The sequence below is a fragment of the Paraburkholderia sp. SECH2 genome (genome assembly GCF_030464795.1).
Taxonomy (GTDB): domain Bacteria; phylum Pseudomonadota; class Gammaproteobacteria; order Burkholderiales; family Burkholderiaceae; genus Paraburkholderia; species Paraburkholderia aspalathi.
Genome location: NZ_JALPRH010000002.1, coordinates 78,643 through 103,308 on the forward strand (window position 1 = coordinate 78,643; position 24,666 = coordinate 103,308).

Here is a 24,666-nt window from a genome sequence, read left to right on the forward strand (position 1 = left end):
ATACGCAAGGGCCGGACGCCGTCCAACGCTGGACACAACGCGGACGGCCCGCGTGACGGTGGCGACGATTCGTTCGAGTCGTCGTCCTCTTCATCGACTTCCCGGTCTACGCGGTCGTTTGGGCGGTCGTCGGGAAAGTCGTCTAGCAATTCCAGCAGTTCGTTCAGTCGTTCATCCGGTTCATCGGTCGGCAAGTCTTCTGGAAGCTCTTTCGGGCGTTCCACCTCACGTTCGCCGCGTGATCCTGCCGGCAACGCTGCCCCCAGACGCTCATACACATCAGATCCCGATCCCTTTGCCGCAGCCGGCGAAGCCGATCCCTTCGAATCATTCGACGCGCACGATCGCGCCGCAGGTCGCCAGCCGCAATCTGATCCATCCGCGCAGGCTGACGCGGACCCGTCCGAAACCACCTATACCCGCTCGCGCCGCACGCTTGGCGAGGCGAAGCCGGAACAGGACGAGGCAAAAAAATCCCAACGTCCGGCCCGTTCGCTAAAAGGACGTGCGCTCGGCTATTTGTCCCGGCGTGAATACAGCCGCTCCGAACTGGCACGCAAGCTGAAGCCGTTCGTCGAGGAAACCGATTCGCTCGATACCTTGCTCGATGCGCTGGAAGCCGAAAACTGGCTGTCCGACTCGCGTTTTGCCGAAAGCCTGATCCATCGGCGCTCGTCGCGCTTGGGCGCGAGCCGGATCGTGGGCGAATTGAAGCAGCATGCGGTCGACCAAACACTGGTCGAAGAAGCCAGTGCGCAACTGCGCGAGACCGAACTGGCGCGCGCCCAAGCCGTTTGGCGGAAAAAATTCGACCGGCTTCCAGAAACTGCCGCCGAGCGGGCCAAGCAGGCGCGCTTTCTGGCATCGCGCGGTTTCTCGGGCGCGACGATTGGCAAAATTCTCAAAGGGTTCGACGAGGAGTGATGCGGCGGCTAGCTGCGTCATCCCGGTTGGCGCACAGCGCGTGCCGCATACCTGTGCGCTTCCCACTTTGAGATAGCGTCTGCCGCGCTCTCCGGCCTGCTGGGCGGCCCTGCGCATTCCGGCCTGTCTCAAATACCCAGTATGCTAAAATTCGTGGGTTTTCCAATCCGGCCTTTCCTTCCCGCATGCCGCTCTCCCCGCCAGTATCCCGTCAGTTGCGCCATCGTCGCGCAATCAGAGCGGAAGCCTATGAGCGAGCCGATGGCCTGTGGGATGTGGAAGCGTGCTTGACCGACGAAAAACCGCGCGATGTGGTGCTTGCGTCGGGCGTCCGGCCCAATGGTCAGCCGATCCATGAACTCTGGCTTCGCATCACCATCGATCGCAAGCTCAACGTCGTCGACGCCGAAGCGTCGTCCGACTGGGTGCCCTATCCAGGGTTGTGCCAGGCCAGCAATCCCGCCTACCGTGCCCTCATCGGGCTCAATCTGTTCCACAACTTCCGTCGCGATGCTGCCCGTTTGCTGGCCGGCACGGCTGGCTGCACGCATCTCACCGAGTTGTGCGCGCTTTTGCCAACCGCCGCAATCCAGGCGTTCGCCGGCGACGTGTGGAACACCAATGAAGACACGCCGGGCGAAGCGGCGAGTTCCGGGACCGAGCAGTCCAGAAGCAAAGACAGCACAGACGAGCATTCCAAAAACAAACCGCCATTCCAGTTGGGACGCTGCCACGCGCTGCGTTTCGACGGCGAGGCGGTGCAACAGTTTTATCCGCGCTGGTATGGCCGCGCTCCGTATACAGCGGATCGCGCGGCTTCGTCAGGCGACGGGGCAGCCCGCCAGACAGGTGAGGGCGGCAACGCGTCCGGCATGAACGACGGCAGCGGAAACGAAGTTCAATCCAACTCTCAGACTGAAGGGAATCACGCATGAAGATTCACGAGTACCAGGGTAAGGAAATCCTGCGGAAATTCGGCGTCGCGGTACCGCGCGGCAAGCCGGTCTTCTCGGTGGATGATGCGGTCAAGGCCGCGGAAGAGCTCGGCGGCCCGGTATGGGTCGTGAAGGCTCAGATCCACGCGGGTGGCCGTGGCAAGGGCGGCGGCGTGAAAGTCGCCAAGTCGCTGGAACAGGTTCGTGAATTCTCGAACCAGATCCTCGGCATGCAGCTCGTCACGCACCAGACCGGTCCGGAAGGCCAGAAGGTGAATCGTCTGCTGATCGAAGAAGGCGCTGACATCAAGAAGGAACTGTATGTCGGCCTCGTGATCGATCGCGTTTCGCAGAAGATCGTCGTGATGGCATCGAGCGAAGGCGGCATGGACGTCGAAGAAGTCGCGGAAAAGACGCCTGAGCTGATCCACAAGATCGCCGTCGATCCGTCGACCGGTCTGAAAGACGCCGAAGCCGACGAGCTCGCAACGAAGATCGGCGTGCCCGCCGCTTCGCTGCCGCAAGCGCGCGCGATCCTGCAAGGCCTGTACAAGGCATTCTGGGAAACCGACGCATCGCTGGCCGAAATCAACCCGCTGATCCTGACCGGCGACGGCAAGGTCATCGCGTTGGACGCGAAATTCAACTTCGATTCGAACGCACTGTTCCGTCATCCGGAAATCGTCGCGTATCGCGATCTGGATGAAGAAGATCCGGCTGAAGTCGAAGCGTCGAAGTTCGACCTCGCCTACATCTCGCTCGACGGCAACATCGGCTGCCTCGTGAACGGCGCTGGCCTCGCAATGGCAACGATGGACACCATCAAGCTGTTCGGCGGCGAACCGGCGAACTTCCTGGACGTGGGCGGTGGCGCCACGACCGAGAAGGTCACGGAAGCGTTCAAGATCATGCTGAAGAACCCGAACCTGACCGCGATTCTGGTCAACATTTTCGGCGGCATCATGCGCTGCGACGTGATCGCGGAAGGCGTGATCGCGGCGTCGAAGGCCGTGTCGCTGAAGGTGCCGCTCGTCGTCCGCATGAAGGGCACGAACGAAGACCTCGGCAAGAAGATGCTCGCTGAATCCGGTCTGCCGATCATCGCGGCTGACAGCATGGAAGAAGCGGCTCAGAAGGTCGTCGCGGCTGCTGCGGGCAAGGCGTAAGCCAAACCCCAAGCGCGTTTACCAGGATTACGAATGGCGGCGCGTGAGTGGCGCAACAGCGACGCGGGCGAGAACATTCCGCTTCGCGGCGCCACCGCATGACGCCAAACGAACAGAGGTCAATACATGTCGATTCTGATTAACAAAGACACCAAGGTCATCACGCAGGGCATTACCGGCAAGACCGGTCAGTTCCATACGCGTGCTTGCCGTGAATATGCAAACGGCCGCGAAGCGTACGTTGCAGGCGTGAACCCGAAGAAGGCCGGCGAAGATTTCGAAGGCATTCCTATCTACGCGAGCGTCGCTGAAGCCAAGGCTGAAACGGGCGCGACCGTGTCGGTGATTTACGTTCCGCCGGCAGGCGCTGCTGCTGCCATCTGGGAAGCCGTCGAAGCCGACCTGGATCTCGCAATCTGTATCACGGAAGGCATTCCTGTCCGTGACATGATCGAGCTCAAGGCACGCATGCGCGCAAAGAACAGCAAGACGCTGCTGCTCGGACCGAACTGCCCGGGCACGATCACACCGGACGAACTGAAGATCGGCATCATGCCGGGTCACATCCACCGCAAGGGCCGCATCGGCGTCGTGTCGCGTTCGGGCACGCTGACGTATGAAGCAGTTGGCCAATTGACGGCAATCGGCCTTGGCCAATCGTCGGCAGTCGGTATCGGCGGCGACCCGATCAACGGTCTGAAGCACATCGACGTGATGAAGATGTTCAACGACGATCCGGAAACGGACGCCGTCATCATGATCGGCGAGATCGGTGGTCCGGACGAAGCGAATGCTGCTGAGTGGATCAAGGACAACATGAAGAAGCCGGTGGTTGGCTTTATCGCTGGTGTTACGGCGCCTCCGGGCAAGCGCATGGGCCACGCCGGCGCGCTGATCTCGGGCGGTGCGGACACGGCCGAAGCCAAGCTGGAAATCATGGACGCATGCGGTATCAAGGTCACGAAGAACCCGTCGGAAATGGCGCGTCTTCTGAAGGCGATGCTGTAAAAACGAAATTTGCGGCTCGTACAGCGCATTTTTTGATACGCTTACGAGATCCTTTCGTAAGCGTGCGATTCTAAAAAGCGGGGGAGTCTAGACTCCTCCGCTTTTTTATTGCCCGCGCGTCCGATTCCTTCTCATTCTTTCACTCATGCTCGAGTTCTTCGCCACGCTCCATTGGGGCGCAGTCATTCAGATCATCGTCATCGACATCCTGCTGGGTGGTGATAATGCCGTCGTGATCGCGCTTGCCTGCCGCAACCTGCCGCCTGCGCAGCGTACGAAAGGCGTGCTGTGGGGCACGGCCGGCGCCATCGTGCTGCGCGTCGCGCTGATTGCGTTTGCCGTGGCGCTGCTCGACGTGCCGTTGCTGAAATTCGCTGGTGGCCTGTTGCTGCTGTGGATCGGCGTGCGTCTGATGGCGCCCGCGCATGATGCCCACGAGAACGTCAAGCCGGCCGACAAGCTGATGTCGGCGATCAAGACCATCATCATCGCGGATGCCGTGATGAGTCTCGACAATGTGATCGCGATTGCCGGCGCGGCCGAGGCGGCCGACCCCGAGCATCGCCTTGCGCTGGTGATTTTCGGGCTGGTGGTGAGTATTCCGCTGATCGTGTGGGGCAGTCAGCTGGTGTTGAAGCTGCTCGACCGGTTTCCGATCGTCATCACGCTCGGCGCCGCGCTTCTCGGCTGGATTGCTGGTGGCCTGATCATCAACGATCCGGCAGGCGACCGTTGGCCGATCCTCGATACGCCGCTGGCCGAGTACGGCATGAGCATCGCCGGTGCGCTGTTCGTCGTGATCCTCGGGTATCTGCTCAAGCGCCGCAACGCGAGTCGCGCGGCGGCTTGACGCTGCTGGGCGAGCTGACCTGAACACCGCGGCGTGAGCGCAGCGTTAGCCATTCGGCTGACTGTGTCGAACGCGCGCTGCTGGCTACGATTGAAACGCCTGTCCCCGATTCGAGGGGCAGGCGTTTTTCGTTTCAGGAGCCTGCCGATGACCGTTACTTTGCCGTATTCCCCTTTTTCCCAGTCCACGCCTTCGTCCCGGAACGCGTTCGAACGAGCGCGCTGGACGGTGCCCCTCGCACGTGCCTGCCGCCGCCTCGGTTCCGGCTTCAGTTTCGGCTTTACGCTGATCGAGCTGATGATCGTGCTGGCAATCGTCGGCGTGATCGCGGCCTACGCGATTCCGGCGTATCAGGACTATCTGGCCCGCAGCCGCGTCGGTGAGGGTCTCTCGCTGGCAGCATCCGCGCGGCTTGCGGTGTCCGAAAACGCTGCGAGCGGCAATGCGTTCGGCGGCGGGTATGCGTCGCCGCCTGCCACCCGCAACGTCGAATCCGTTCACGTCGACGACGATACCGGGCAGATCACCGTCGCCTTCACGACGCGCGTCGCGCCTGCCGGGTCGAACACGCTGACGCTGGTGCCCTCGGTGCCGGACAACGCCGACGCACCCACTGCGCGAATCGCCTTGAGCAAGGGCGCGGTGCAGTCGGGGGCGGTCACCTGGGAATGTTTCGCCGGTGGCAAAACAGCCTCCTCGTTGCCTGCGCCAGGCGCCGGGCCCGCACCAGCCGATACGCCTTCCCTGCCGTCGAATCTTGCACCGCCGGAGTGCCGCGCGTAAGCAATGGGGAGAAAGTTCGGGTGAGTTGTTATCCGAACGTAAAACACTGATTTTCGGGATATTTCAGCCCAGCCGGCGCACAGCAGGAGAATTTTTTTGTATAGTGCGCCGGTTGCTGACGCCCTCCCGGTTACTCGATGCCCACCCCATTTGCGCGCTACCTGTCTCTCATTCTGTTGGCTCTTGCGTTGGTGCTGCCTTATGCAGTCGCCAACCACACGTATCCGATTCCGACCTTCTACGCTGAGTTCACGGCGCTCGCGCTGCATCTGCTGACGGGCGCAGGCGTCGTGCTGCTGGTGTGGACGGCGAGGCCGCGCGTGACGTTTGCGTCGCCGGTGGTCGCGCTGGTGCCGTTGCTGTTCGGATTGGTGCTGGTGGCGCAGTCGGTGCTGTTGCCGGTCTCGCAGCCGTCAATGAACTGGCTCGGCGGCGGTTACCTGCTCGCCGCATTCATGGCGACGCACGCGGGCTACGGTTTCACACGCGTCAAGCTGAACGAAACAGCACTGCGCTGGGCAGCAGGGGCGTTGATCGTCGGTGGTCTGTTTGCGGTGTTTTGCCAGGTGATCCAGCTGTTTCACCTCGAAGTGCGCGTGTCGCCGCTGGTCGTCGCCTACAACGTGACCGTCGAGCGTCGGCCGTTCGGCAATATGGCGCAGGCGAACCACCTTGCCACCTATATCGCATTCGCGATGGCCGGTGCGCTGTTCCTCGTGCAGACGCGCCGCATTGCGGTCAGCATCTGGCTGCTCGTGTCGACGATTTTTGCCATTGGACTCGCGCTGACCGTGTCGCGCGGCCCCTGGCTGCAGATGGGCGTGATCGTGGTGGCGGGTTTCTGGATGGCCTTCGCGCAGATGCGTAACCAGCCGCAGCTCCGCCGTAGCAATCGCGAATGGCTGATCCCGATCGGCTTGGCGGTGCTGTTCTTCGTCATCAATGCCTTGATCCGCTGGGCCAATGTGCACTATCACCTGGAGCTTGGGCAGTCGGCGGCCGAACGTTTCAAGGACGCCGGCCAGATCGCCCCGCGCCTCGCGCTGTGGAAGTACGGCTGGACGATGTTCAAGGCGCATCCGCTGCTGGGCGTCGGCTGGGGCGAGTTTCCGAGCTACCAGTTCGAGTATGTGAAGTCGCTTGGCGGCGTCGAGATCGCCAATAACTCGCACGACATTTTCATCGACCTGCTCGCGAAGACGGGTTTGATCGGTCTTGCGATCGTTCTGTTCGGCCTGATTACGTGGCTGATTCGCGTGGTCCGCGCGCCGCAGAGCGCCGCGCGTGTGTTCGGCGTCGCGCTGATCGGCGTGCTGGTCATGCATGCGCTGGTCGAATATCCACAGCAGTACATGTTCTTCCTGCTGCCGGCGATGTTCGTGTTCGGTTTGCTCGAGACGCGGTCGCTGCGGCTCGTGCCTGGCCGCCTGTCGTTCGGCGCGTTTGCCGTGATCGTGTTCGGCGGGATCGCCGCGCTGTATCCGGTGTATCGCGACTACACGCGTGCCGAGGTGCTGTATTACGGTTCGCGGCCCGCCGAGCAGTATCGTGCGGATCCGTCGTTCCTGTTTCAGGCGTGGGGCGAGTATGGCCTTGCGACGTTGGAGCCGATGAATTCGATGAACCTGCAACACAAGCTCGATATGCACAAGCAGGCGATTGCGCTGCTGCCGGGAGAAACCGTGCTGCGCCGGTATGCGGTGCTGCAGGCACTGAGCGGCGATACGGCGGGGGCGTTCGATACCGTCGAGCGTCTGAAGATTTTTGCTCAGGAGTTGAAGGACTGGCCGTCGCAGTTGGCCTACGTGTATGAGCTGTGCGACGAACAGAAGACGCTGACCGGCTTCAAGGCGGAACTGGTCAAGCGCTATGGCATGCCGGCGGGCGACGTCAATCAGGACGACGACAGCGAGGACGATTGACGTCGCGCTGTCGTTCTGTAGCTTAGTAGCAGTAGAGCGGCGCGATGACGTTGCCCGTCATCAACCCGCCACCCAATCCCCCGATTTCCCGCCGTGCTTTTCCAGCACTTTCACATCGGTGATCGTCATGCCGCGATCCACCGCCTTGCACATGTCGTACACCGTCAGCAGTCCGACCTGCACGGCGGTCAGCGCTTCCATCTCCACACCCGTGCGTCCCAGTGTTTCCACTTGCACCGTGCAATGCACGCCGGGCAACGTTTCATCGAGCTCGAAGTCCACTTTCACGCGGGTCAGCGCGAGCGGGTGACAGAGCGGGATCAGATCGGCGGTGCGCTTCGAGCCTTGAATCGCCGCGATGCGTGCGATCCCGATCACGTCGCCTTTCTTGGCGTTGCCGTCGCGGATCAGCGCGAACGTCTCAGGCAGCATGCGAATCGAGCCGCGCGCAATCGCGATGCGCTTGGTCTCCTGCTTGCCGCCGACGTCCACCATGTGCGCCTGGCCGGCAGCGTCGAAATGAGTGAGTTCAGGCATGGTTGGGCTCCTTCAGAGGGCGCTTATCATAGCAGCGTGATTGGGCGGGGCGAGATGATTACAATCACCGTATGCCCGCTATCTTAGTCCGAGCGGCGGGCGCCGCTTTTCGACTTCGTCATATCGACCTCGCGATGCGCTCGAAACGGTTTCTTGCTGCGTTGTTGTCTGTCGCGCTCGCGGCGCCGCCGGGCGTGTACCCGCAATCGCGCGGCGCATCGAACGCAAACACCAACACGGGCACGACCCTCGCGCTCAACATGCAGTCCGCGGAACCGCCGTTGGAAAGCGGCCCGGTCGAAACTTTCGCCGACCCCATCGTGCCGCCGGACATCGCCCAAGGCGTGTTCGGCGTCTATGGCGGCGCGCAGAGCCGCTTCTCCGGCAACTCAGGCGCGACCACCAACTGGCGCACCCCGATCGTCACCCAGCAATTGCCCGACCTCGGCAACGGCGGCTCCGGCTCGCTGACGCCGCAAGCCGAGCGCAAGCTCGGCGAACGCGTGATGCGCGAGTTGCGCCGCGACCCCGACTATCTCGACGACTGGCTCGTGCGCGACTATCTGAACTCGGTCGCCGCGAAACTCTCGGCGGCGGCGAGCGCGCTCTACATCGGCGGCTATCGTCCGGACTTCGAGCTGTTCGCGGTCCGCGACACGCAAATCAACGCCTTCTCGCTGCCGGGCGGTTTTATCGGCGTGAACACCGGTTTGATCGTCGCGACGCAAACCGAGTCCGAACTCGCCTCCGTGCTCGGCCACGAGATGGGGCACGTCTTGCAGCGGCACATTTCGCGGATGATCACCACCGGCGAGCGCAGCGGCTATGCTGCGCTCGCCGGCCTGTTGTTCGGCATTCTGGCGGGCGTGCTCGCGCACAGCGGCGATCTTGGCAGCGCGATTGCGATCGGCGGCCAGGCCTATGCGGTCGACAACCAATTGCGTTTCTCGCGCTCCGCCGAGCATGAAGCGGACCGCGTCGGCTTTCTGCTGCTGGCCGGCGCCGGCTACGATCCCTATGCGATGACGACGTTTTTCGGTCGCCTCGATCGTGCGGCGATGAGCGACACCGGCATACCGGCTTACGCGCGCACCCACCCGCTGACTGGCGAACGGATCGCCGACATGGAAGACCGTGCACGCCGCGCGCCTTACCGGCAACCGCATCAGACCTCCGAATACGGTTTCGTGCGGGCGCGGGCGCGCTTGCTGCAGGACCGCTCGCGCAGTGAATACGCGGATGAGATTTCGCGCCTGCGCTCCGAAATCGAGGACCGCACCGCGGTGAACGTCGCTGCGAACTGGTACGGGATTGCCTATGGGCAGATGCTGCTCGAGCGTTACGACGACGCGGTGGCGTCGCTGGCTTCGTCGCGGGCAGCATTTGCCGCGGGCGAACGTGGCGAAGGCGAGCCCATGCGCAGTTCGCCGAGCCTCGACGTGCTGACGGCCGACATCGCGCGCCGCGCCGGGCGTAATGACGAGGCGGCACGTCTCGCCGAGTTTGCGCAGAAGCGCTGGCCGCAGTCGAACGCTGCAATCGACATGCATATCCAGACCTTGCTGACCTTGAAGCGATTCGCCGACGCGCAGTCTTTGGCGCTGAAGGAAACGCGAGTACAACCCGATCAGCCTGCCTGGTGGATGTATCTCGCGCAGGCAAGCGCCGGCAGCGGCGATGCGTTGACGCAGCATCGGGCGCTCGCCGAAAAATTCGCGCTCGAGGGGGCGTGGCCGTCGGCCATCCGGCAATTGAAGGAAGCTCGGGATCTGAAGACGATCGGCTACTACGATCTCGCGACCGTCGACGCCCGCTTACATGAAATGGAGAGCCGCTATAAAGAGGAGCGGCTTGACGAGAAGAGTTAGGGGTTGCGGGCTTGTGCTATTTGAGCCGCCGGACTTTCGACAAATCCGAACCGCCCGGCAACCTCACTTCGCTGCACGCCCTGCAAGGGCAACACAAGCCCATTGTTCCAGTGAAACGCGCCGCTCATCGAGTCATCGCCCAAGGCTGCGTGGTCGGAAAAAACCTCGAGGTCATGATCGTGCAAAACCGCGACTCTCGGTGGCGTCGAGCCGTCAACGAACAGAATCCCACCTTCATCGTCCACAAACACGGCCGTCGGCTCGAAAGCCCCGCCGGCCTGGTCCGTCAAGGAGAGCATGCCGGCGGCATCAGCTGACAACCTCACCACCCACGGCGTATAGCCCAACTCGATATACACGCGCTGCGGGCCGTTCTGGAAAAACCACTGCCCGCGTTCGTCGGCGTCGTAATTCCGGTTGATAAACCCGAGCAACGCCTCATGCCGGATCGCCGTGCCTGGCGTACCGCTGGCCTGAGCGGCTTCATCCCGCATGCGCCAGTTGCCGCGTCGGTCCAACATCAACCATCCCGTGCAACTCGGCACGTTCGGCCATTTGGCCAAGGCCTGTTTGACGATGTCATCCATGATCGACGTACTGCTCCAGATAGCCGAGCACGCGCCGCGACAACCAGTCGATGCGGCCCGGGAACGGCCCAGTCATAAAACCCGCGTGGCCGCCATGTTCGGGTTGATCGAGTTCCACCGACGCCGACACCTCATGCTTTGCCGGTAACGCTTCAGCCGGCAAGAACGGGTCATTGCGCGCATTCAGCACCAGAGTCGGCACGGTGATCCCGGACAGCAACGGCCGCGTGGTCGCGCGGCTCCAGTAGTCGTTAGTGTCGCGAAAGCCGTGCAGCGGCGCTGTCACCACGTTGTCGAAGTCGTACATCGTGCGGCTCGCCAGCATCGCATCGCGGTCGAATAGCCCCGGAAACTGCGTCAGCTTCTGCTCGGCCTTCTGCTTCAGCGTCTTCAGGAAGCTGCGCGTGTAGATCATGCCGAAGCCCTGCGACAACGCGCGGCCGCCGGCGTGCACGTCGATCGGAGTCGAAATTGCCGCGGCGGCCGAGAGCACCGGCGACGCGTCTTCACGCCGCTCGCCGAGCCAGCGCAGCAGCACATTGCCGCCGAGCGACACGCCCGCCGCCACGATCGGCCCGCGATGCGTGGCGCGTAAGCGGCGCAGGATCCAGTCGACTTCGTTGCTGTCGGCGAGATGATAGAAGCGCGGCAACCGGTTCAGCGGCCCGCTGCAACTGCGAAAGTGCGGCACCACGCCGTGCCAGCCGTACTCGCGCGCGGCCGCCATCAACGTGGTGGCGTAGTGCGACGTGGAGCTGCCTTCGAGGCCGTGAAACAGCACGAACAACGGCGCGTCGTCTGCGGGAATTCTGGCGGGCGTGGCAGGGGTGAGCGCTGAGGCAGGCTTGCCGTCATGCACGACCCAATCGAGATCGATGAAATCGCCATCCGGCGTGTCCCAGCGTTCGCGCCGGAACGCGATGGCCGGGCGGCGCGCAAACAGCGCCGGGACGATGGTCTGCACATGCCGGTTCGGCAGCCAGAGCGGCGCGCGGTAGAGCAGTTCGACGGTGGCCTCGACAGCCGCCGCCGCGGCGCGTGCTGCGCCGGTAGAGGCGGATTGATCGTGCGCCGTCTCCCAATCCCCTATCGGGGATTCGTTCTGGACGGGTGACTTCCTGCGGGGCGTGCTCATGCCAGCGTCAAAGCAAAAAAGGTAGAACCGGCGAAACAGGCCGAACGAGCGAAATGCGCACGTCAGGCGTCAGTGCAACGACCCTTGGCCATGCCGCATCTTGGTCGCGAACTGACTGGCGGCTTCGTTCGGCATCGGACTCGCGTGAATATGCGCAATTTTCCATTCGCCGCGTTCGTGGACCATCACGTATGTGGTGAACACCATCGCGGGCGCCGCCTTCGGATCGGCCGGGCGGTGTGCTTCGGCAATGGCGTAGACGACGGTGCCGAGACTGTCGTAGACGCGAATATCGAGCGGTTCAATCGAAACGGGCGCGGTTTCGAGCTGGATTTGCAAGCCGGCGCGAATGCTGTCGAGGCCGTGCAGATGGGAGCCGTCGGCGCAGATGCAGCTGACGAATTCCTCATCGATCCACAGGCCCATCAAGCTGTCGATATTCACCTCGGCGATGGCCTGGTAATAGGCGTTCAGCGTATCGGCGGCGGCTTCGAAGATATGGGCAAAACGTGGCATGGCTCGTCAGTCTCTTGTGCGCGGCGCGCGGTTGCGGGGCAGCGGTCAGCGGGACAGTCCGGAGCACCGGACAATCGCTCCTAAGCGCGAGGATGCCCGCGCCGCAAGGCGCGAACATGACGCGACGCGCTCAAGGCGTGCGGTGTTGCGTGCAAGTATCAGCCGAATCAGCCAGGTTCAACGTTGCGCAAGCAACATGCCGCGCAAATCGCCGAACACCTGCTCGGCACTCAACTGCTTCAGGCAGTTCAGATGCCCGAGCGGACACTCGCGCTGAAAACAGGGGCTGCATTCGAGATGAAGCCATTGTACCTTCGCGAGCTCGGACAAGGGCGGCGTGTGGCGCGGATCGGTCGAACCGTACACGGCCACCAGCGGCCGGCGCAGCGCGGCGGCCACGTGCATCAGGCCGGAATCGTTGGTGACGACCGCGTTGGCCCGCGAGATCAGCGCGCAAGCTTCGCTCAGCGCGGTCTGGCCGCACAGGTTGCGCACGTTCGGCGCCTTCTCGGCGATGGCCTGGGCAAGCGGCGCGTCTTTCGGCGAGCCGAGCGCGATGATCTGCGTGTAGGGGAACGACTGGCCGACGATCTGCGCGAGCGCGGCGAAATGCTCGGGCGGCCAGCGCTTGGCCGGACCGTACTCGGCACCCGGGCAGAACACCAGCAGCGGCACGCGGGTATCCAGATTGAAGCGCGCCGAGACCCGTGACGCTTCGTTCAGATCCGCGTCGAGTCGCGGCATCGGCAGGTCGTCGGGGACCTTGGCGCCTTGCGCGTAGGCGAGGGCGGCGTAATGACCGACCATCGGCGGGCGCTCGTCTTTGCGCGGATTCGAGTGACGCACGTTCAGCAGGCCGTAGCGGCTCTCGCCGGTGTAGCCGATGCGCAGCGGAATGCCCGCCATCCACGGAATCAGCGCCGACTTGAGCGAATTCGGCAGCACGTAGGCCGCATCATAGCCGACATCGCGCAAGTCGCTCGCCAGCTGCCAGCGGCGCAGCATCTGCAGCTTGCCGTGCGCGAGGTCGGTTGCGTAGACGTCGCGAATCTCGGGCATGCGTTCGAGCACGGGCGCGACCCACGAGGGCGCGACCGCGTCGATCACGATGCGCGGATGCAATTTCACGAGGCGCGCAAACAGCGGCTGCGCCATCAATGCGTCACCGATCCAGTTCGGTGCGATAACCAACGCGCGACGCATCAGAGTGGGTGTCCGGTGTCGAAACGAAGCGCCGCGCGAACCATGCGCGTGGCGTTCGATTGGGTAAAAAGGGAAAAGCCGCGAGCCTTGCGGCGCGGATCCGGCATGACCGGTCCCGCCGCGGCTGCGGCCTTACTGCGAAGCGCTTGCGTTCAGTGACCCTTGACCACTTCGCCGTCGCGCAGCTTGTAACGCGTGCTGCAGTACGGGCATTTCGCTTCGCCGTGCGTGACGTCGATAAAGACGCGCGGGTGCGCGCTCCAGCGCAGCATGGCCGGATTCGGGCAGTACGCCGGCAGATCTTTTGCGGTCAATTCGACCAGCGGCATTTCTTTGATTTCGCTCATGAGGAGTTTCTCGTTGTATGCAGGGTGCGTGCGTTGCGCTGGTAAAGGCCAGGGGCCTTGGGCCGGCACAGCGTGCGTTAGATTTTGGTGAGCCAGTGCGCGTACTTGTCGCTCTTGCCGTTCACGATATCGAAGAAGCCGGATTGCAGCTTCTCGGTGATCGGACCGCGTGCGCCGGAGCCGATCGTGCGGTTGTCGAGTTCGCGGATCGGCGTGACTTCCGCGGCGGTGCCGGTGAAGAACGCTTCGTCGCAGGTATAGACCTCGTCACGCGTGATGCGCTTTTCGATCACCTGGATGCCCGCGTCGCGCGCCAGCGTGATGATCGTGTCGCGCGTGATGCCGTCGAGGCACGACGACAAATCCGGCGTGTACAGCTTGCCGTTGTTCACGAGGAAGAAGTTCTCGCCGGAGCCTTCCGACACGTAGCCGTCCACGTCCAGCAGCAGCGCTTCGTCGTAACCGTCGGCAATCGCTTCCTGGTTGGCGAGGATCGAGTTCACGTACCAGCCCGAGGCCTTGGCACGGACCATCGACACGTTCACGTGATGGCGCGTGAACGACGAGGTCTTCACGCGGATGCCCTTGGCGATACCGTCTTCGCCGAGGTAAGCGCCCCACGGCCAGGCGGCGATCGCCACGTGGATCGTGTTGCCCTTGGCCGACACGCCGAGCTTTTCCGAGCCGACCCAGATGATCGGGCGCAGGTAGCAGGATTCGAGTTTGTTTTCACGGACCACTTCGCACTGTGCCGCGGCCAGCGTTTCGTGACCGAACGGCACGTCCATCTGGAAGATCTTGGCCGAATTCAGGAGACGCTTGGTATGTTCCTGGAGGCGAAAAATCGCCGTGCCGCCGTCAGCCGTCTTGTAGGCGCGTACGCCTTCGAAAACGCCCATGCCGTAATGCAACGTGTGCGTCAGCACGTGGATCTTGGCGTCGCGCCAATCGATGAGCTTGCCATCCATCCAGATCTTGCCGTCGCGATCGGCCATTGACATGCGATTCTCCAGCGGTGCGGTGAAAGAGCGTTATTTTAGCGTCTTTTGCACAAGGAACGGGCATTTGGCCGCATGCCGGGCGCTATAATTCGGCGCACGCATAATTCATCCGGATGCGCCAGCGGGTGCTTGACGACCTGGCGCCGACCTCCCTTCGTTGCGCCGCCGCCTGGCGCCCGCGTTTCGCCCCATGCTCGCTCGCTTGTCAGATACCGATCGCCGTTCCTTTCGTCAGGGCGCGCGCGACTATTCGCCCACGCTGATGGCGATCTTCTCCTGGGGTCTCGTCACCGGCATCGCCATGAGCAAGTCCGTGCTCACGCTGCCGCAGGCGCTCACCATGTCGCTGCTCTGCTACGCCGGATCGTCGCAACTGGCCGTGCTGCCGTTGCTGGCCGCCAAGCTGCCGATCTGGACCGTGCTGCTCACCGCCGCGATGGTCAATACGCGTTTCGTGATCTTCAGCGCCGGTCTCGCACCGCATTTTTCCTATCTGCCGATGTGGCGCCGCATCGTGCTCGGCTACTTCAACGGCGACGTGATCTATCTGCTGTTCCAGAAGAAGAGCTTCCAGACCGGTTACGTGCCGGGCAAAGAGGCGTACTTCTGGGGCATGGCGGTGTGCAGCTGGTTGTCGTGGCAGGTCTCGTCGATCGTCGGCATTCTGCTGGCGAGCCTGATTCCGGATAACTGGGGCCTCGCGCTGGCAGGCACGCTGGCGCTGCTGCCCATCATGGTGTCGGCGATCGCCACGCGCTCCACGCTGGTCGCGGTCAGCATCGCCGGCCTGGTGTCGCTGCTCGCTTTCGACCTGCCGTACCGGCTCGCGCTGCCGCTCGCGGTGATTGCGGCGATTATCGCGGGCAGCGCCGCCGACCTGATGGTCGAGCGCGCCGACTTGCGCCGCATCCGCAACAGCGCCGGAGATTCCCAATGACATCCTTACAGATCTGGCTGTCCATTATCGGCATGACCTTCGTCACCGCGGTGACACGCGCGATGTTTCTAATCGGCGGCGAGCGCACGGTTTTGCCGGCGCGTGTCCAGCGGATGCTGCGTTATGCGCCGGCCGCGGCGCTTGCCGCCGTCGTGCTGCCCGATGTGCTGGCGACGCCGGAGGGGCTCTCGTTCGCACCCTCGAATCACGAGTTTTACGCGACACTGTCCGGTCTGGCGTGGTTTATGTGGCGGCGCACCATGCTCGGCACGATTGTGGTGGGAATGGCCGTGTTCACGCTCTTGCGCCTCTTCATGTAATTGATTGGAACGAAAATGCTGCGCTGCGACATGTGCGGCGCATTCTTCAAATACGGGACATTCGCCTGGTTGCGGGTCAGAAGGCCGTGTGGATAAGTTAAAATGGGTGTTTCCGGGATAAGCGCGCCGCTGCATGGCGCGACAGCCGCGGCTTTGCCGCCGGCGCCCGACTCAGTGGAGCCGCTGCCGTGCCGAAGCGCTGGAGTTTGCCGCGCTTAAGGTCCAGCGCGTCGTCCGCCACCGCCTTCCCATCAACTCGCACATACACGCCCATGAACAAGGTATTGCGTCTCTCCGATCTGATCGCCGAAGGCAAGCTGTCCGGCAAACGCGTGTTCATCCGCGCCGATCTGAACGTGCCGCAGGACGATCAAGGCAACATCACCGAAGACACCCGCATCCGCGCCTCCGTGCCGGCGATCAAGGCCGCGCTGGACGCAGGCGCCGCCGTTATGGTCACGTCGCACCTGGGCCGCCCGACCGAAGGCGAGTTCAAGCCGGAAGATTCGCTCGCGCCGGTCGCGAAGCGCCTCGCCGAGCTGCTTGGCCGTGACGTGCCGCTGGTCGCCAACTGGGTCGAAAACGGCGTGAACGTCGCGCCGGGCCAGCTCGTGCTGCTGGAAAATTGCCGCGTCAACAAGGGCGAAAAGAAGGATTCCGACGAGCTCGCGCAGAAAATGGCGAAGCTCTGCGACGTCTACGTGAATGACGCATTCGGCACTGCGCACCGCGCCGAAGCCACCACGCACGGCATCGCCAAATACGCGCCGATCGCTTGCGCCGGCCCGCTGCTGGCCGCCGAGCTTGAAGCGCTCGGTAAGGCGCTGGGCGCGCCGAAGCGTCCGCTGGTGGCGATCGTCGCCGGCTCGAAGGTGTCCACCAAGCTGACCATTCTGAAGTCGCTGGCCGACAAGGTCGATCAGTTGATTGTGGGCGGCGGCATCGCCAATACGTTCATGCTGGCGGCGGGCCTCAAGATCGGTAAGTCGCTTGCCGAAGCCGATCTGGTCGCTGAAGCCAAGACGATCATCGACGCAGCGAAAGCCCGCGGCGCCTCGGTGCCGATCCCGACCGACGTGGTGACGGCTAAAGAGTTTTCTCCGACCGCCAAGGCTGAAGTCAAGGCCGTCGCGGACGTGCAAGACGACGACATGATCCTCGACATCGGACCGGAAACCGCCAAGGTGCTCGCCGCACAACTGGAAAAAGCCGGCACGATCGTGTGGAATGGTCCGGTCGGCGTGTTCGAATTCGATCAGTTCGGCAACGGTACGAAGACGCTGGCTGACGCGATCGCCAAATCGTCGGCGTTCTCGATTGCAGGCGGCGGCGATACGCTCGCGGCGATTGCCAAGTACGGCATCCACGACAAGGTCAGCTACATCTCGACGGGCGGCGGCGCCTTCCTCGAGTTCCTCGAGGGCAAGACACTCCCCGCTGTCGCAGTTCTGGAATCGCGGGCTTAACGTGGTGACGCGCTCCCCCTCAGCGAAGTCTGCAAAAGCGCGCGGCGGCAAGCCGCGCAACACCGCAGCAGCAACGGCAGGGGAGCGCGGAGCGCGCTCCGCCGCCACAGCGGCCGTGGCTGAAGCCGCCGCCCCGCAGCAGCAGGAATCCGAGTTGTCCCTCGCGCTCGCGGAGTTGACCACTGCGGGCGAGGCAGCGGAATTGTCCACCGGACAAGCCGCCCACTCGCCCGCAGAACTCCCGGACGACGAGACGACGCTCGCCCCCTCACCGGCGCGCCCCCTGCCGGTATCGAACACCGCTTCACCCCATAAAGCGACGCTGGTTTCAACCGGCGCGCAGCCCCCAGCAGCACCCTTCGGTGCGCAGCCTCCGCATCCGACTCGCAGCGCTCATTCCAGCGATCCCACCCAGACGAGGAGACTCATGCATCGCGCCACCAAGATTGTCGCTACCATCGGACCGGCTTCCAGTACGCCGGAAATCCTGCTGCAAATGATTCAGGCAGGCGCCGACGTGGTGCGGCTCAATTTCTCGCACGGCACGGCCGACGACCACCGCCAGCGCGCCGATTTCGTGCGCGAGGCGGCCCGCCAGGCCGGCCGTGAAGTTGCCATCATGGCTGACCTGCAAGGCCCGAAGATTCGGGTCGGCAAATTCGAAAACGGCAAGACCACGCTGGTTGCCGGCAGCCCGTTCATCCTCGACGCCGAGTGTGAACTCGGCAACGACGATCGCGTCGGCCTCGACTACAAAGACCTGCCGCGCGACCTGAAACCGGGCGACGTGCTGTTGCTCAACGACGGCCTGATCGTGCTCGACGTCGTGCGCGTGCTCGGCAGCGAGATCCACACCACCGTGAAGATCGGCGGCGATCTGTCGAACAACAAGGGCATCAACCGCCAGGGCGGCGGACTGACGGCGCCGGCCCTGACGGCCAAGGACATGGAAGACATCCGCACGGCGATGTCGATCGGTGTGGATTTCGTCGCGGTATCGTTCCCCAAGAACGCCACCGACATGGAAATGGCCCGCCAGCTCGCGAACATCGCGGGTGCGCCCTACGGCATCAAGCCGAAGATGATCGCGAAGATCGAGCGGGCGGAAGCGATTCCGGCACTGCAAGGCATCCTCGACGCGTCGGACGGCATCATGGTTGCGCGCGGCGACTTGGCCGTGGAAGTGGGCAATGCCGCAGTTCCTGCGCTGCAAAAGCGCATGATTCGTATGGCCCGCGAATCGAACAAGTTCGTGATCACCGCGACCCAGATGATGGAATCGATGATCTACGCGCCGGTGCCGACCCGCGCCGAAGTGTCGGACGTCGCCAACGCGGTGCTGGACGGTACGGACGCGGTGATGTTGTCGGCCGAATCCGCAGCGGGCAAGTACCCGGTGCAGACCATCGAGACGATGGCCGCGATCTGCCTTGAAGCCGAAAAGTCGGAGCAGTCGGAGCTGGACAAGGATTTCCTCGACCGCACGTTTACGCGAATCGACCAGTCCATCGCCATGGGTGCGCTGTTCACGGCGTTCCACCTGGGCGCGAAGGCGATTGTCGCGTTGACCGAATCGGGTTCGACCGCGCTATGGATGTCGCGTCACTGGACGCACGTGCCGATTTTCGCGCTCACGCCGCGCGTCGGCAGCGAACGGGCGATGGCGATCTACCGCAACGTTACGTCGCTGCATCTGGACACCAGCACCGACCGCGACACCGCGTTGCAGCAGGCGCTGGAAACAGTGGTCGGCAAGGGCTACGCATCGCGCGGCGACATGGTGGTGCTGACCGTCGGCGAGCCGATGGGTCAGGCAGGCGGTACGAATACGCTGAAGATCGTGCGCGTTGGTGAACCGTATTGATTTGACGCACTGTGTGTATAGCGGAAGTAACTGCTAAAGCACTTACTTCTGCCCTACACAGCAGACTGCTCGATCGGCACAGGCTTGATTGAGCGAAGCAGGCTGTCATGCCCCGCGAGAGGCGGCGCACAGACTTCAATTGCGCGTGCGGTAAAGGTCCGCGGGTGAAGCGCTTTAGGGAATGTGTGAACGGGTATGCAGCTTGCTTCGCGATAAAATCGCCCCAAAAGATGCCGACGGCACAGAATTCGTTTCAATCTAAGGAGTTAAGCATGCCTCTCGTATCAATGCGTCAACTGCTGGACCATGCCGCTGAAAACGGTTATGGCATTCCGGCATTCAACGTGAACAACCTGGAGCAGGTGCAGGCGATCATGTTCGCAGCGGATAAGGTCAACGCCCCGGTCATCATGCAGGCGTCGGCCGGCGCGCGTAAGTACGCGGGCGAGCCGTTCCTGCGCCACCTGATCGAAGCCGCGGTCGAGTCGTATCCGCATATTCCGGTCGTGATGCACCAGGATCACGGCCAGTCGCCGGCGGTCTGTATGGCGGCGATCCGCAGCGGTTTCACCAGCGTGATGATGGACGGTTCGCTCGAAGCCGACGGCAAGACGGTCGCTTCGTACGAATACAATGTCGAAGTCTCGCGCAAGGTGGTTGAAGCGGCGCATTCGATCGGCATCACGGTGGAAGCGGAACTGGGCGTGCTCGGTTCGCTGGAAACCATGAAGGGCGACAAGGAAGACGGCCACGGCGCGGAAGGCACGATGACCCGCGAGCAACTGCTGACCGATCCGGAGCAGGCTGCCGACTTCGTCAAGCTGACGCAATGCGACGCGCTGGCAATCGCGATCGGTACGTCGCACGGCGCGTACAAGTTCAGCAAGAAGCCCACGGGCGACATCCTGTCGATCCAGCGCATCAAGGAAATTCACCAGCGCATTCCGAATACCCACCTGGTGATGCACGGTTCGTCGTCGGTACCGCAGGAGCTGCTCGCGGAAATCCGCGAATTCGGCGGCGACATGAAGGAAACCTACGGCGTGCCGGTCGAAGAAATTCAGGAAGGCATCAAGAACGGCGTGCGCAAGGTCAATATCGACACCGACCTGCGTCTGGCGATCACCGGTGCGATCCGCCGCTACATGGCGACCAATCCGGGCAAGTTCGATCCGCGCGACTACCTGAAGCCGGCGCGTGAAGCCGCGATGAAGATCTGTCTTGAGCGTTTCACGCAATTCGGCTGCGAAGGCCAGGCTGGCAAGATCAAGCCGGTTTCGCTTGATAAAATCGCGGAGAAGTACAAATCGGGCGAGCTCGCGCAAGTCGTCCGCTAAGCTATAAGCAGGCTCTACATCTGGCCGATTGGCCAGGTTGTCGTCCGATCGCCGTTCCCGCATCATCCGGGGAACGGCGTTTCCCTTTTGTTCCGGTCATACTTTTTGCCCCACTTTTAGCGAACCACGACGATGTCTACCCTTTACGAATCCACGCTCCACTCGCTGCCGCTGCTCGGCCGCGGTAAAGTCCGCGACAACTATGCGGTGGGCAACGACCAGTTGCTGATTGTCACGACCGACCGGCTGTCGGCGTTCGACGTCATCATGGGCGAGCCGATTCCGAATAAGGGCCGCGTGCTCAACGAAATGGCGAACTTCTGGTTCGAGAAGCTCAAGCATGTGGTGCCGAATCACCTTACGGGCGTGGCGCCCGAATCCGTGGTGGCGGCTGACGAAGTCGAGCAGGTGAAGGGCCGCGCGGTAGTGGTGAAGCGCCTCGAGCCGATCCTCGTCGAAGCGGTGGTGCGCGGGTATCTGGCCGGCAGCGGCTGGAAAGACTACCAGGCAACCGGATCGGTGTGCGGCGTGGAACTGCCGCCAGGCCTGCAAAACGCACAAAAACTGCCCGAGCCGATTTTCACGCCGGCAGCCAAGGCAGAAATGGGCCACCACGACGAGAACATCACGTACAACGAGATGGAACGCCGCATCGGCACCGAACTGTCGGCCACGATCCGCGACATCTCGATCAAGCTGTACAAGGAAGCCGCTGACTATGCTGCAACGCGCGGCATCATCATCGCGGATACGAAGTTCGAATTCGGTCTGGATAACCACGGCCAGCTGTATCTGATGGACGAGGCGCTGACCGCCGACTCGTCGCGCTTCTGGCCGGCTGACCAGTACCAGGTCGGCACCAACCCGCCGTCGTTCGACAAGCAATTCGTGCGCGACTGGCTCGAAACCCAGCCGTGGAAGAAAGAGCCGCCCGCACCGAAGCTGCCGGACGATGTGGTCACGAAGACAGGCGAGAAGTATCAGGAAGCGCTCGAACGCCTGACCGGACACAAGCTCGCTTAAGTACGCTTACCTGGTTATATCTGCAGTGCTCAAGAAACAAGGAAGCCGTACCATGAGTGAAGCACAAACTGCCCATACGCATGGCGCGCCGGTTGTCGGCGTGCTGATGGGTTCCAGTTCCGACTGGGAAGTGATGAAGAACGCCGTCGCGATTCTGCAAGAATTCGGCGTGCCGTATGAGGCCAAGGTCGTGTCCGCGCACCGCATGCCCGACGAGATGTTTGCGTATGCCGAGAGCGCGCGTGAGCGCGGCATTCGCGCGATCATCGCGGGTGCGGGCGGCGCGGCGCATCTGCCGGGCATGCTGGCCGCCAAGACCACGGTGCCGGTGCTCGGTGTACCGGTGGCGAGCAAGTATCTGAAGGGCGTCGATTCATTGCACTCCATCGTGCAGATGCCCAAAGGCGTGCCGGTCGCCACGTTTGCAATCGGCGAAGCGGGTGCGGCGAATGCGGCGTTGTTTGCGGTGTCGATTCTGAGCGGCACGAGCGCCGAGTATGCGGAAAAGCTGGCTGCGTTCCGCGTGCGCCAGAACGAAGCGGCCCACGCAATGGTGCTGCCGGCGCTGTAAGCGCCAAGGCTGATTGCTTTTAGACGTCCCCCCTGTCTGACCCCCGGCCGGGTGCTGCTATTGCATGAATGCAGCACCGGCCGCGACCGACCACTAAGATGAACCCAGACAACACACCGGTTTCACCGATTCTGCCCGGCGCATGGCTTGGCATGGTCGGTGGCGGCCAGCTCGGCCGCATGTTCTGTTTTGCCGCTCAGGCAATGGGCTATCGCGTTGCCGTGCTCGACCCGGACGAAACCAGTCCTGCGGGCACGGTTGCCGACCGCCATATCCGTGCGGCTTACGACGACGAAGCGTCGCTCACCGAACTCGCGCGGCTGTGCGCGGCGGTGTCGACCGAATTCGAGAACGTGCCGGCGGCGAGCCTCGATTTCATGGCGAAAACCACCTTCGTGAGCCCGGCCGGCCGTTGCGTCGCCGTCGCCCAGGACCGGATCGCCGAGAAGCGTTTTATCGCGTCGTCAGGCGTGACCGTGGCGCCGCACGTGGTGATCGAATCGTCGGACGCGCTGGCCGCGCTCGACGACGCGAAGCTGGAAGCCGTGCTGCCCGGCATTCTGAAGACTGCACGCATGGGCTACGACGGCAAAGGTCAAATCCGTGTGCGCAACGCCGAGGAAGTACGCGAGGCGCATGCGTCGCTCGCAGGCGTTCCGTGTGTGCTCGAAAAGCGCTTGCCGCTGAAGTTCGAAGTGTCCGCGCTGATCGCGCGCGCGGCGAGCGGCGCGTCGGTGGTGTATCCGCTGGCGCAGAATACGCATCGCGACGGCGTGCTGTCGCACACCATCGTGCCCGCGCCGGATGCAAGCCCGACGCTGGTCCAGCAAGCACAGCAGGCCGCGCTGCAAATCGCGGACAAGCTCGGCTATGTCGGCGTGCTGTGCGTCGAGTTCTTCATTCTCGAAGACGGATCGCTGGTCGCCAACGAAATGGCGCCGCGTCCGCATAACTCCGGCCATTACACCGTCGACGCCTGCGCGACCAGCCAGTTCGAACAGCAGGTTCGCGCCATGACCGGCATGCCGCTTGGCGACACGCGCCAGCATTCGCCGGCGGTGATGCTGAACATTCTCGGCGACGTCTGGTTCCCAGGCGGCCCGAAGGGCGCGGCGGTCACCCCGCCGTGGCACGAAGTCGCTGCGATGCCGGCGGCGCGTTTGCATCTGTACGGCAAGGAAGAAGCGCGTTGCGGCCGCAAGATGGGCCACGTGAACTTCACGGCCGCGACACTTGAAGAAGCCCGCACGTCGGCGCGCGATTGCGCGCGGCTCCTGCATATCATCACGGGCTGACGCGAGCACCATGCCGGATCAAAGCAAACCTGCCGATGGGGGCGCCGCAAGCGCCTTGCCTGTGAGCGCCGAGCAGATCGAACACGCTGCCGCGCTGCTCGACGCGGGCGGCCTCGTCGCGTTCCCCACGGAGACGGTCTACGGACTCGGCGGCGACGCCGAAAGTCCGGACGCGGTCGCGCGTATTTACGCGGCGAAGGGCAGGCCGGCGAATCATCCGGTGATCGTGCATCTGGCGCCGCAGGGCGATCCGAACTACTGGGTCGAGCATTTGCCGGCGGAAGCGCAGCGTTTGATCGATGCGTTCTGGCCGGGGCCGCTCACGTTGATCCTGAAGCGTGCCGAGCGGATCAATGCAGCCGTGAGCGGCGGCCAGGATTCAGTGGGTTTGCGCTGCCCGTCGCATCCGGTTGCGCAGGCTTTGCTCGAAGCGTTCAGTGCGTTGCGCGGCGGACATGGCGGCGTGGCGGCGCCCTCGGCGAATCGATTTGGTCACGTGAGCCCAACTACGGCGCAGCACGTGCGCGACGAGTTCGGCAGCGCGATTCACGTGCTGGACGGTGGCGCATCTGACGTCGGAATCGAATCGACGATTCTGGATTTGTCGCGCGGATTTCCGGCGCTGTTGAGACCTGGTCGCGTAACGCCGCAGGATATCGCCGACGTGCTCGGCGAGGCGCCACGCCTGCCCGACGGTTCGGATGCCACGACACCGCGCGCTTCGGGGACGTTGAAGGCGCACTATGCGCCGCGCACGCCGTTGGCCTTGCTGCCTTTTGATGCGTTGCAGATGTTGCTCGCGGCGCGTCAGAGCGACGAACGCGTGGCCTTGGTAGCGCGTGCTTCCCGCGCAGGAGAGTGGGCTCATGCCGAGGGCGTGCATTTCATTGCCGCGCCTGAAGATCCGCACGTCTATGCGCGCGAGTTGTATGGCCTGCTAAGGGCGCTCGATCGCGCGGACGTGAGCCGGATTCTCATCGAGAAGTTGCCGGACACGATCGAGTGGATCGCTGTGAACGATCGGCTCGGCCGGGCCGCGGCTGCATTCGAAGCGCAAGGGTAGGGACTGCC

General features: G+C 63.2%; 24 protein-coding genes. 17 read left to right on the top strand and 7 right to left on the bottom strand.

What is annotated here, in order from left to right; translation table 11 throughout:
- The 7 genes from recX to M0D66_RS04740 all read left to right on the top strand — a co-directional run bounded on the left by recX (position 1) and on the right by M0D66_RS04740 (position 7,588).
- Positions 1-924: a recombination regulator RecX gene (gene recX, locus M0D66_RS04710; protein WP_211702408.1), complete on the top strand. Its 924-nt coding sequence runs from the start codon at positions 1-3 to the stop codon at positions 922-924.
- 185 nt (positions 925-1,109) lie between these two features.
- On the top strand, positions 1,110-1,859 hold the full coding sequence (locus tag M0D66_RS04715) for a DUF2889 domain-containing protein (RefSeq protein ID WP_093635565.1): 750 nt from the start codon (positions 1,110-1,112) through the stop codon (positions 1,857-1,859).
- Entirely contained in the window at positions 1,856-3,025 is a 1,170-nt protein-coding gene (sucC, locus tag M0D66_RS04720) for an ADP-forming succinate--CoA ligase subunit beta (RefSeq protein WP_120303042.1), read from the top strand. Before M0D66_RS04715 ends, sucC begins: the two co-directional genes overlap by 4 nt.
- 126 nt (positions 3,026-3,151) lie before the next feature.
- Complete coding sequence (gene sucD, locus M0D66_RS04725) at positions 3,152-4,033, top strand: succinate--CoA ligase subunit alpha (protein WP_030101039.1); 882 nt, start codon at positions 3,152-3,154, stop codon at positions 4,031-4,033.
- Positions 4,034-4,178: 145 nt separating this feature from the next.
- Positions 4,179-4,883 carry a TerC family protein gene (locus M0D66_RS04730; protein WP_093635567.1) on the top strand — a complete coding sequence of 235 codons (705 nt, stop codon included), beginning with the start codon at positions 4,179-4,181 and terminating at the stop codon, positions 4,881-4,883.
- A 147-nt stretch (positions 4,884-5,030) separates the two neighbouring features.
- A complete protein-coding gene (locus M0D66_RS04735; protein ID WP_211705828.1) occupies positions 5,031-5,666 on the top strand; it encodes a pilin in 636 nt (211 codons plus the stop codon).
- Between the two features lie 137 nt (positions 5,667-5,803).
- Entirely contained in the window at positions 5,804-7,588 is a 1,785-nt protein-coding gene (locus M0D66_RS04740) for a Wzy polymerase domain-containing protein (protein ID WP_256455526.1), read from the top strand.
- A gap of 60 nt (positions 7,589-7,648) precedes the next feature.
- On the opposite strand, the gene moaC is transcribed toward M0D66_RS04740, so the two are convergent.
- Positions 7,649-8,125, bottom strand: coding sequence for a cyclic pyranopterin monophosphate synthase MoaC (gene moaC, locus M0D66_RS04745; RefSeq protein ID WP_200618205.1), 477 nt, complete (start codon positions 8,123-8,125; stop codon positions 7,649-7,651).
- Positions 8,126-8,259: 134 nt separating this feature from the next.
- Between moaC and M0D66_RS04750 the strand changes: the two genes are divergently transcribed.
- Positions 8,260-9,993 carry a M48 family metalloprotease gene (locus M0D66_RS04750; RefSeq protein WP_211705830.1) on the top strand — a complete coding sequence of 578 codons (1,734 nt, stop codon included), beginning with the start codon at positions 8,260-8,262 and terminating at the stop codon, positions 9,991-9,993.
- On the opposite strand, the gene M0D66_RS04755 is transcribed toward M0D66_RS04750, so the two are convergent.
- The 6 genes from M0D66_RS04755 to M0D66_RS04780 all read right to left on the bottom strand — a co-directional run bounded on the left by M0D66_RS04755 (position 9,990) and on the right by M0D66_RS04780 (position 14,782).
- On the bottom strand, positions 9,990-10,580 hold the full coding sequence (locus M0D66_RS04755) for a DUF2946 family protein (protein ID WP_266209181.1): 591 nt from the start codon (positions 10,578-10,580) through the stop codon (positions 9,990-9,992). The two genes, M0D66_RS04750 and M0D66_RS04755, sit on opposite strands and share 4 nt — an antisense overlap.
- Complete coding sequence (locus M0D66_RS04760) at positions 10,573-11,715, bottom strand: hydrolase (RefSeq protein WP_211705832.1); 1,143 nt, start codon at positions 11,713-11,715, stop codon at positions 10,573-10,575. Before M0D66_RS04760 ends, M0D66_RS04755 begins: the two co-directional genes overlap by 8 nt.
- Before the next feature lie 69 nt (positions 11,716-11,784).
- Positions 11,785-12,231, bottom strand: a complete 447-nt coding sequence (locus tag M0D66_RS04765) for a nuclear transport factor 2 family protein (RefSeq protein ID WP_054034426.1) — start codon at positions 12,229-12,231, stop codon at positions 11,785-11,787.
- Between the two features lie 177 nt (positions 12,232-12,408).
- Complete coding sequence (waaF, locus tag M0D66_RS04770) at positions 12,409-13,434, bottom strand: lipopolysaccharide heptosyltransferase II (RefSeq protein ID WP_093635581.1); 1,026 nt, start codon at positions 13,432-13,434, stop codon at positions 12,409-12,411.
- 152 nt (positions 13,435-13,586) lie between these two features.
- The gene (locus tag M0D66_RS04775) at positions 13,587-13,781 is read right to left on the bottom strand and encodes a zinc-finger domain-containing protein (protein ID WP_266209182.1); all 195 of its coding nucleotides are present in this window, start codon (positions 13,779-13,781) and stop codon (positions 13,587-13,589) included.
- A gap of 77 nt (positions 13,782-13,858) precedes the next feature.
- Complete coding sequence (locus tag M0D66_RS04780) at positions 13,859-14,782, bottom strand: branched-chain amino acid transaminase (RefSeq protein ID WP_054034420.1); 924 nt, start codon at positions 14,780-14,782, stop codon at positions 13,859-13,861.
- A 190-nt stretch (positions 14,783-14,972) separates the two neighbouring features.
- Between M0D66_RS04780 and M0D66_RS04785 the strand changes: the two genes are divergently transcribed.
- The 9 genes from M0D66_RS04785 (at position 14,973) to M0D66_RS04825 (ending at position 24,658) form a co-directional block, all read left to right on the top strand.
- The gene (locus M0D66_RS04785; protein WP_054034673.1) at positions 14,973-15,719 is read left to right on the top strand and encodes an AzlC family ABC transporter permease; all 747 of its coding nucleotides are present in this window, start codon (positions 14,973-14,975) and stop codon (positions 15,717-15,719) included.
- Positions 15,716-16,039: an AzlD domain-containing protein gene (locus M0D66_RS04790; protein ID WP_054034418.1), complete on the top strand. Its 324-nt coding sequence runs from the start codon at positions 15,716-15,718 to the stop codon at positions 16,037-16,039. The genes M0D66_RS04785 and M0D66_RS04790 overlap by 4 nt, the downstream gene beginning before the upstream one ends.
- 272 nt (positions 16,040-16,311) lie before the next feature.
- Complete coding sequence (locus M0D66_RS04795; RefSeq protein ID WP_093635585.1) at positions 16,312-17,505, top strand: phosphoglycerate kinase; 1,194 nt, start codon at positions 16,312-16,314, stop codon at positions 17,503-17,505.
- A 427-nt stretch (positions 17,506-17,932) separates the two neighbouring features.
- Complete coding sequence (gene pyk / locus M0D66_RS04800; protein WP_093635756.1) at positions 17,933-19,369, top strand: pyruvate kinase; 1,437 nt, start codon at positions 17,933-17,935, stop codon at positions 19,367-19,369.
- Positions 19,370-19,641: 272 nt separating this feature from the next.
- Positions 19,642-20,706: a class II fructose-bisphosphate aldolase gene (fba, locus tag M0D66_RS04805; RefSeq protein ID WP_054034414.1), complete on the top strand. Its 1,065-nt coding sequence runs from the start codon at positions 19,642-19,644 to the stop codon at positions 20,704-20,706.
- 132 nt (positions 20,707-20,838) lie between these two features.
- A complete protein-coding gene (locus M0D66_RS04810) occupies positions 20,839-21,729 on the top strand; it encodes a phosphoribosylaminoimidazolesuccinocarboxamide synthase (protein WP_028196245.1) in 891 nt (296 codons plus the stop codon).
- Positions 21,730-21,781: 52 nt separating this feature from the next.
- Positions 21,782-22,300 (top strand): 5-(carboxyamino)imidazole ribonucleotide mutase, encoded by a 519-nt coding sequence (gene purE, locus M0D66_RS04815; RefSeq protein WP_029968172.1) that lies wholly within the window; start codon positions 21,782-21,784, stop codon positions 22,298-22,300.
- Positions 22,301-22,398: 98 nt separating this feature from the next.
- Positions 22,399-23,595 (top strand): 5-(carboxyamino)imidazole ribonucleotide synthase, encoded by a 1,197-nt coding sequence (locus tag M0D66_RS04820; protein ID WP_200565157.1) that lies wholly within the window; start codon positions 22,399-22,401, stop codon positions 23,593-23,595.
- 10 nt (positions 23,596-23,605) lie between these two features.
- On the top strand, positions 23,606-24,658 hold the full coding sequence (locus M0D66_RS04825; RefSeq protein ID WP_266209183.1) for an L-threonylcarbamoyladenylate synthase: 1,053 nt from the start codon (positions 23,606-23,608) through the stop codon (positions 24,656-24,658).
- Positions 24,659-24,666 lie beyond the last annotated feature (8 nt).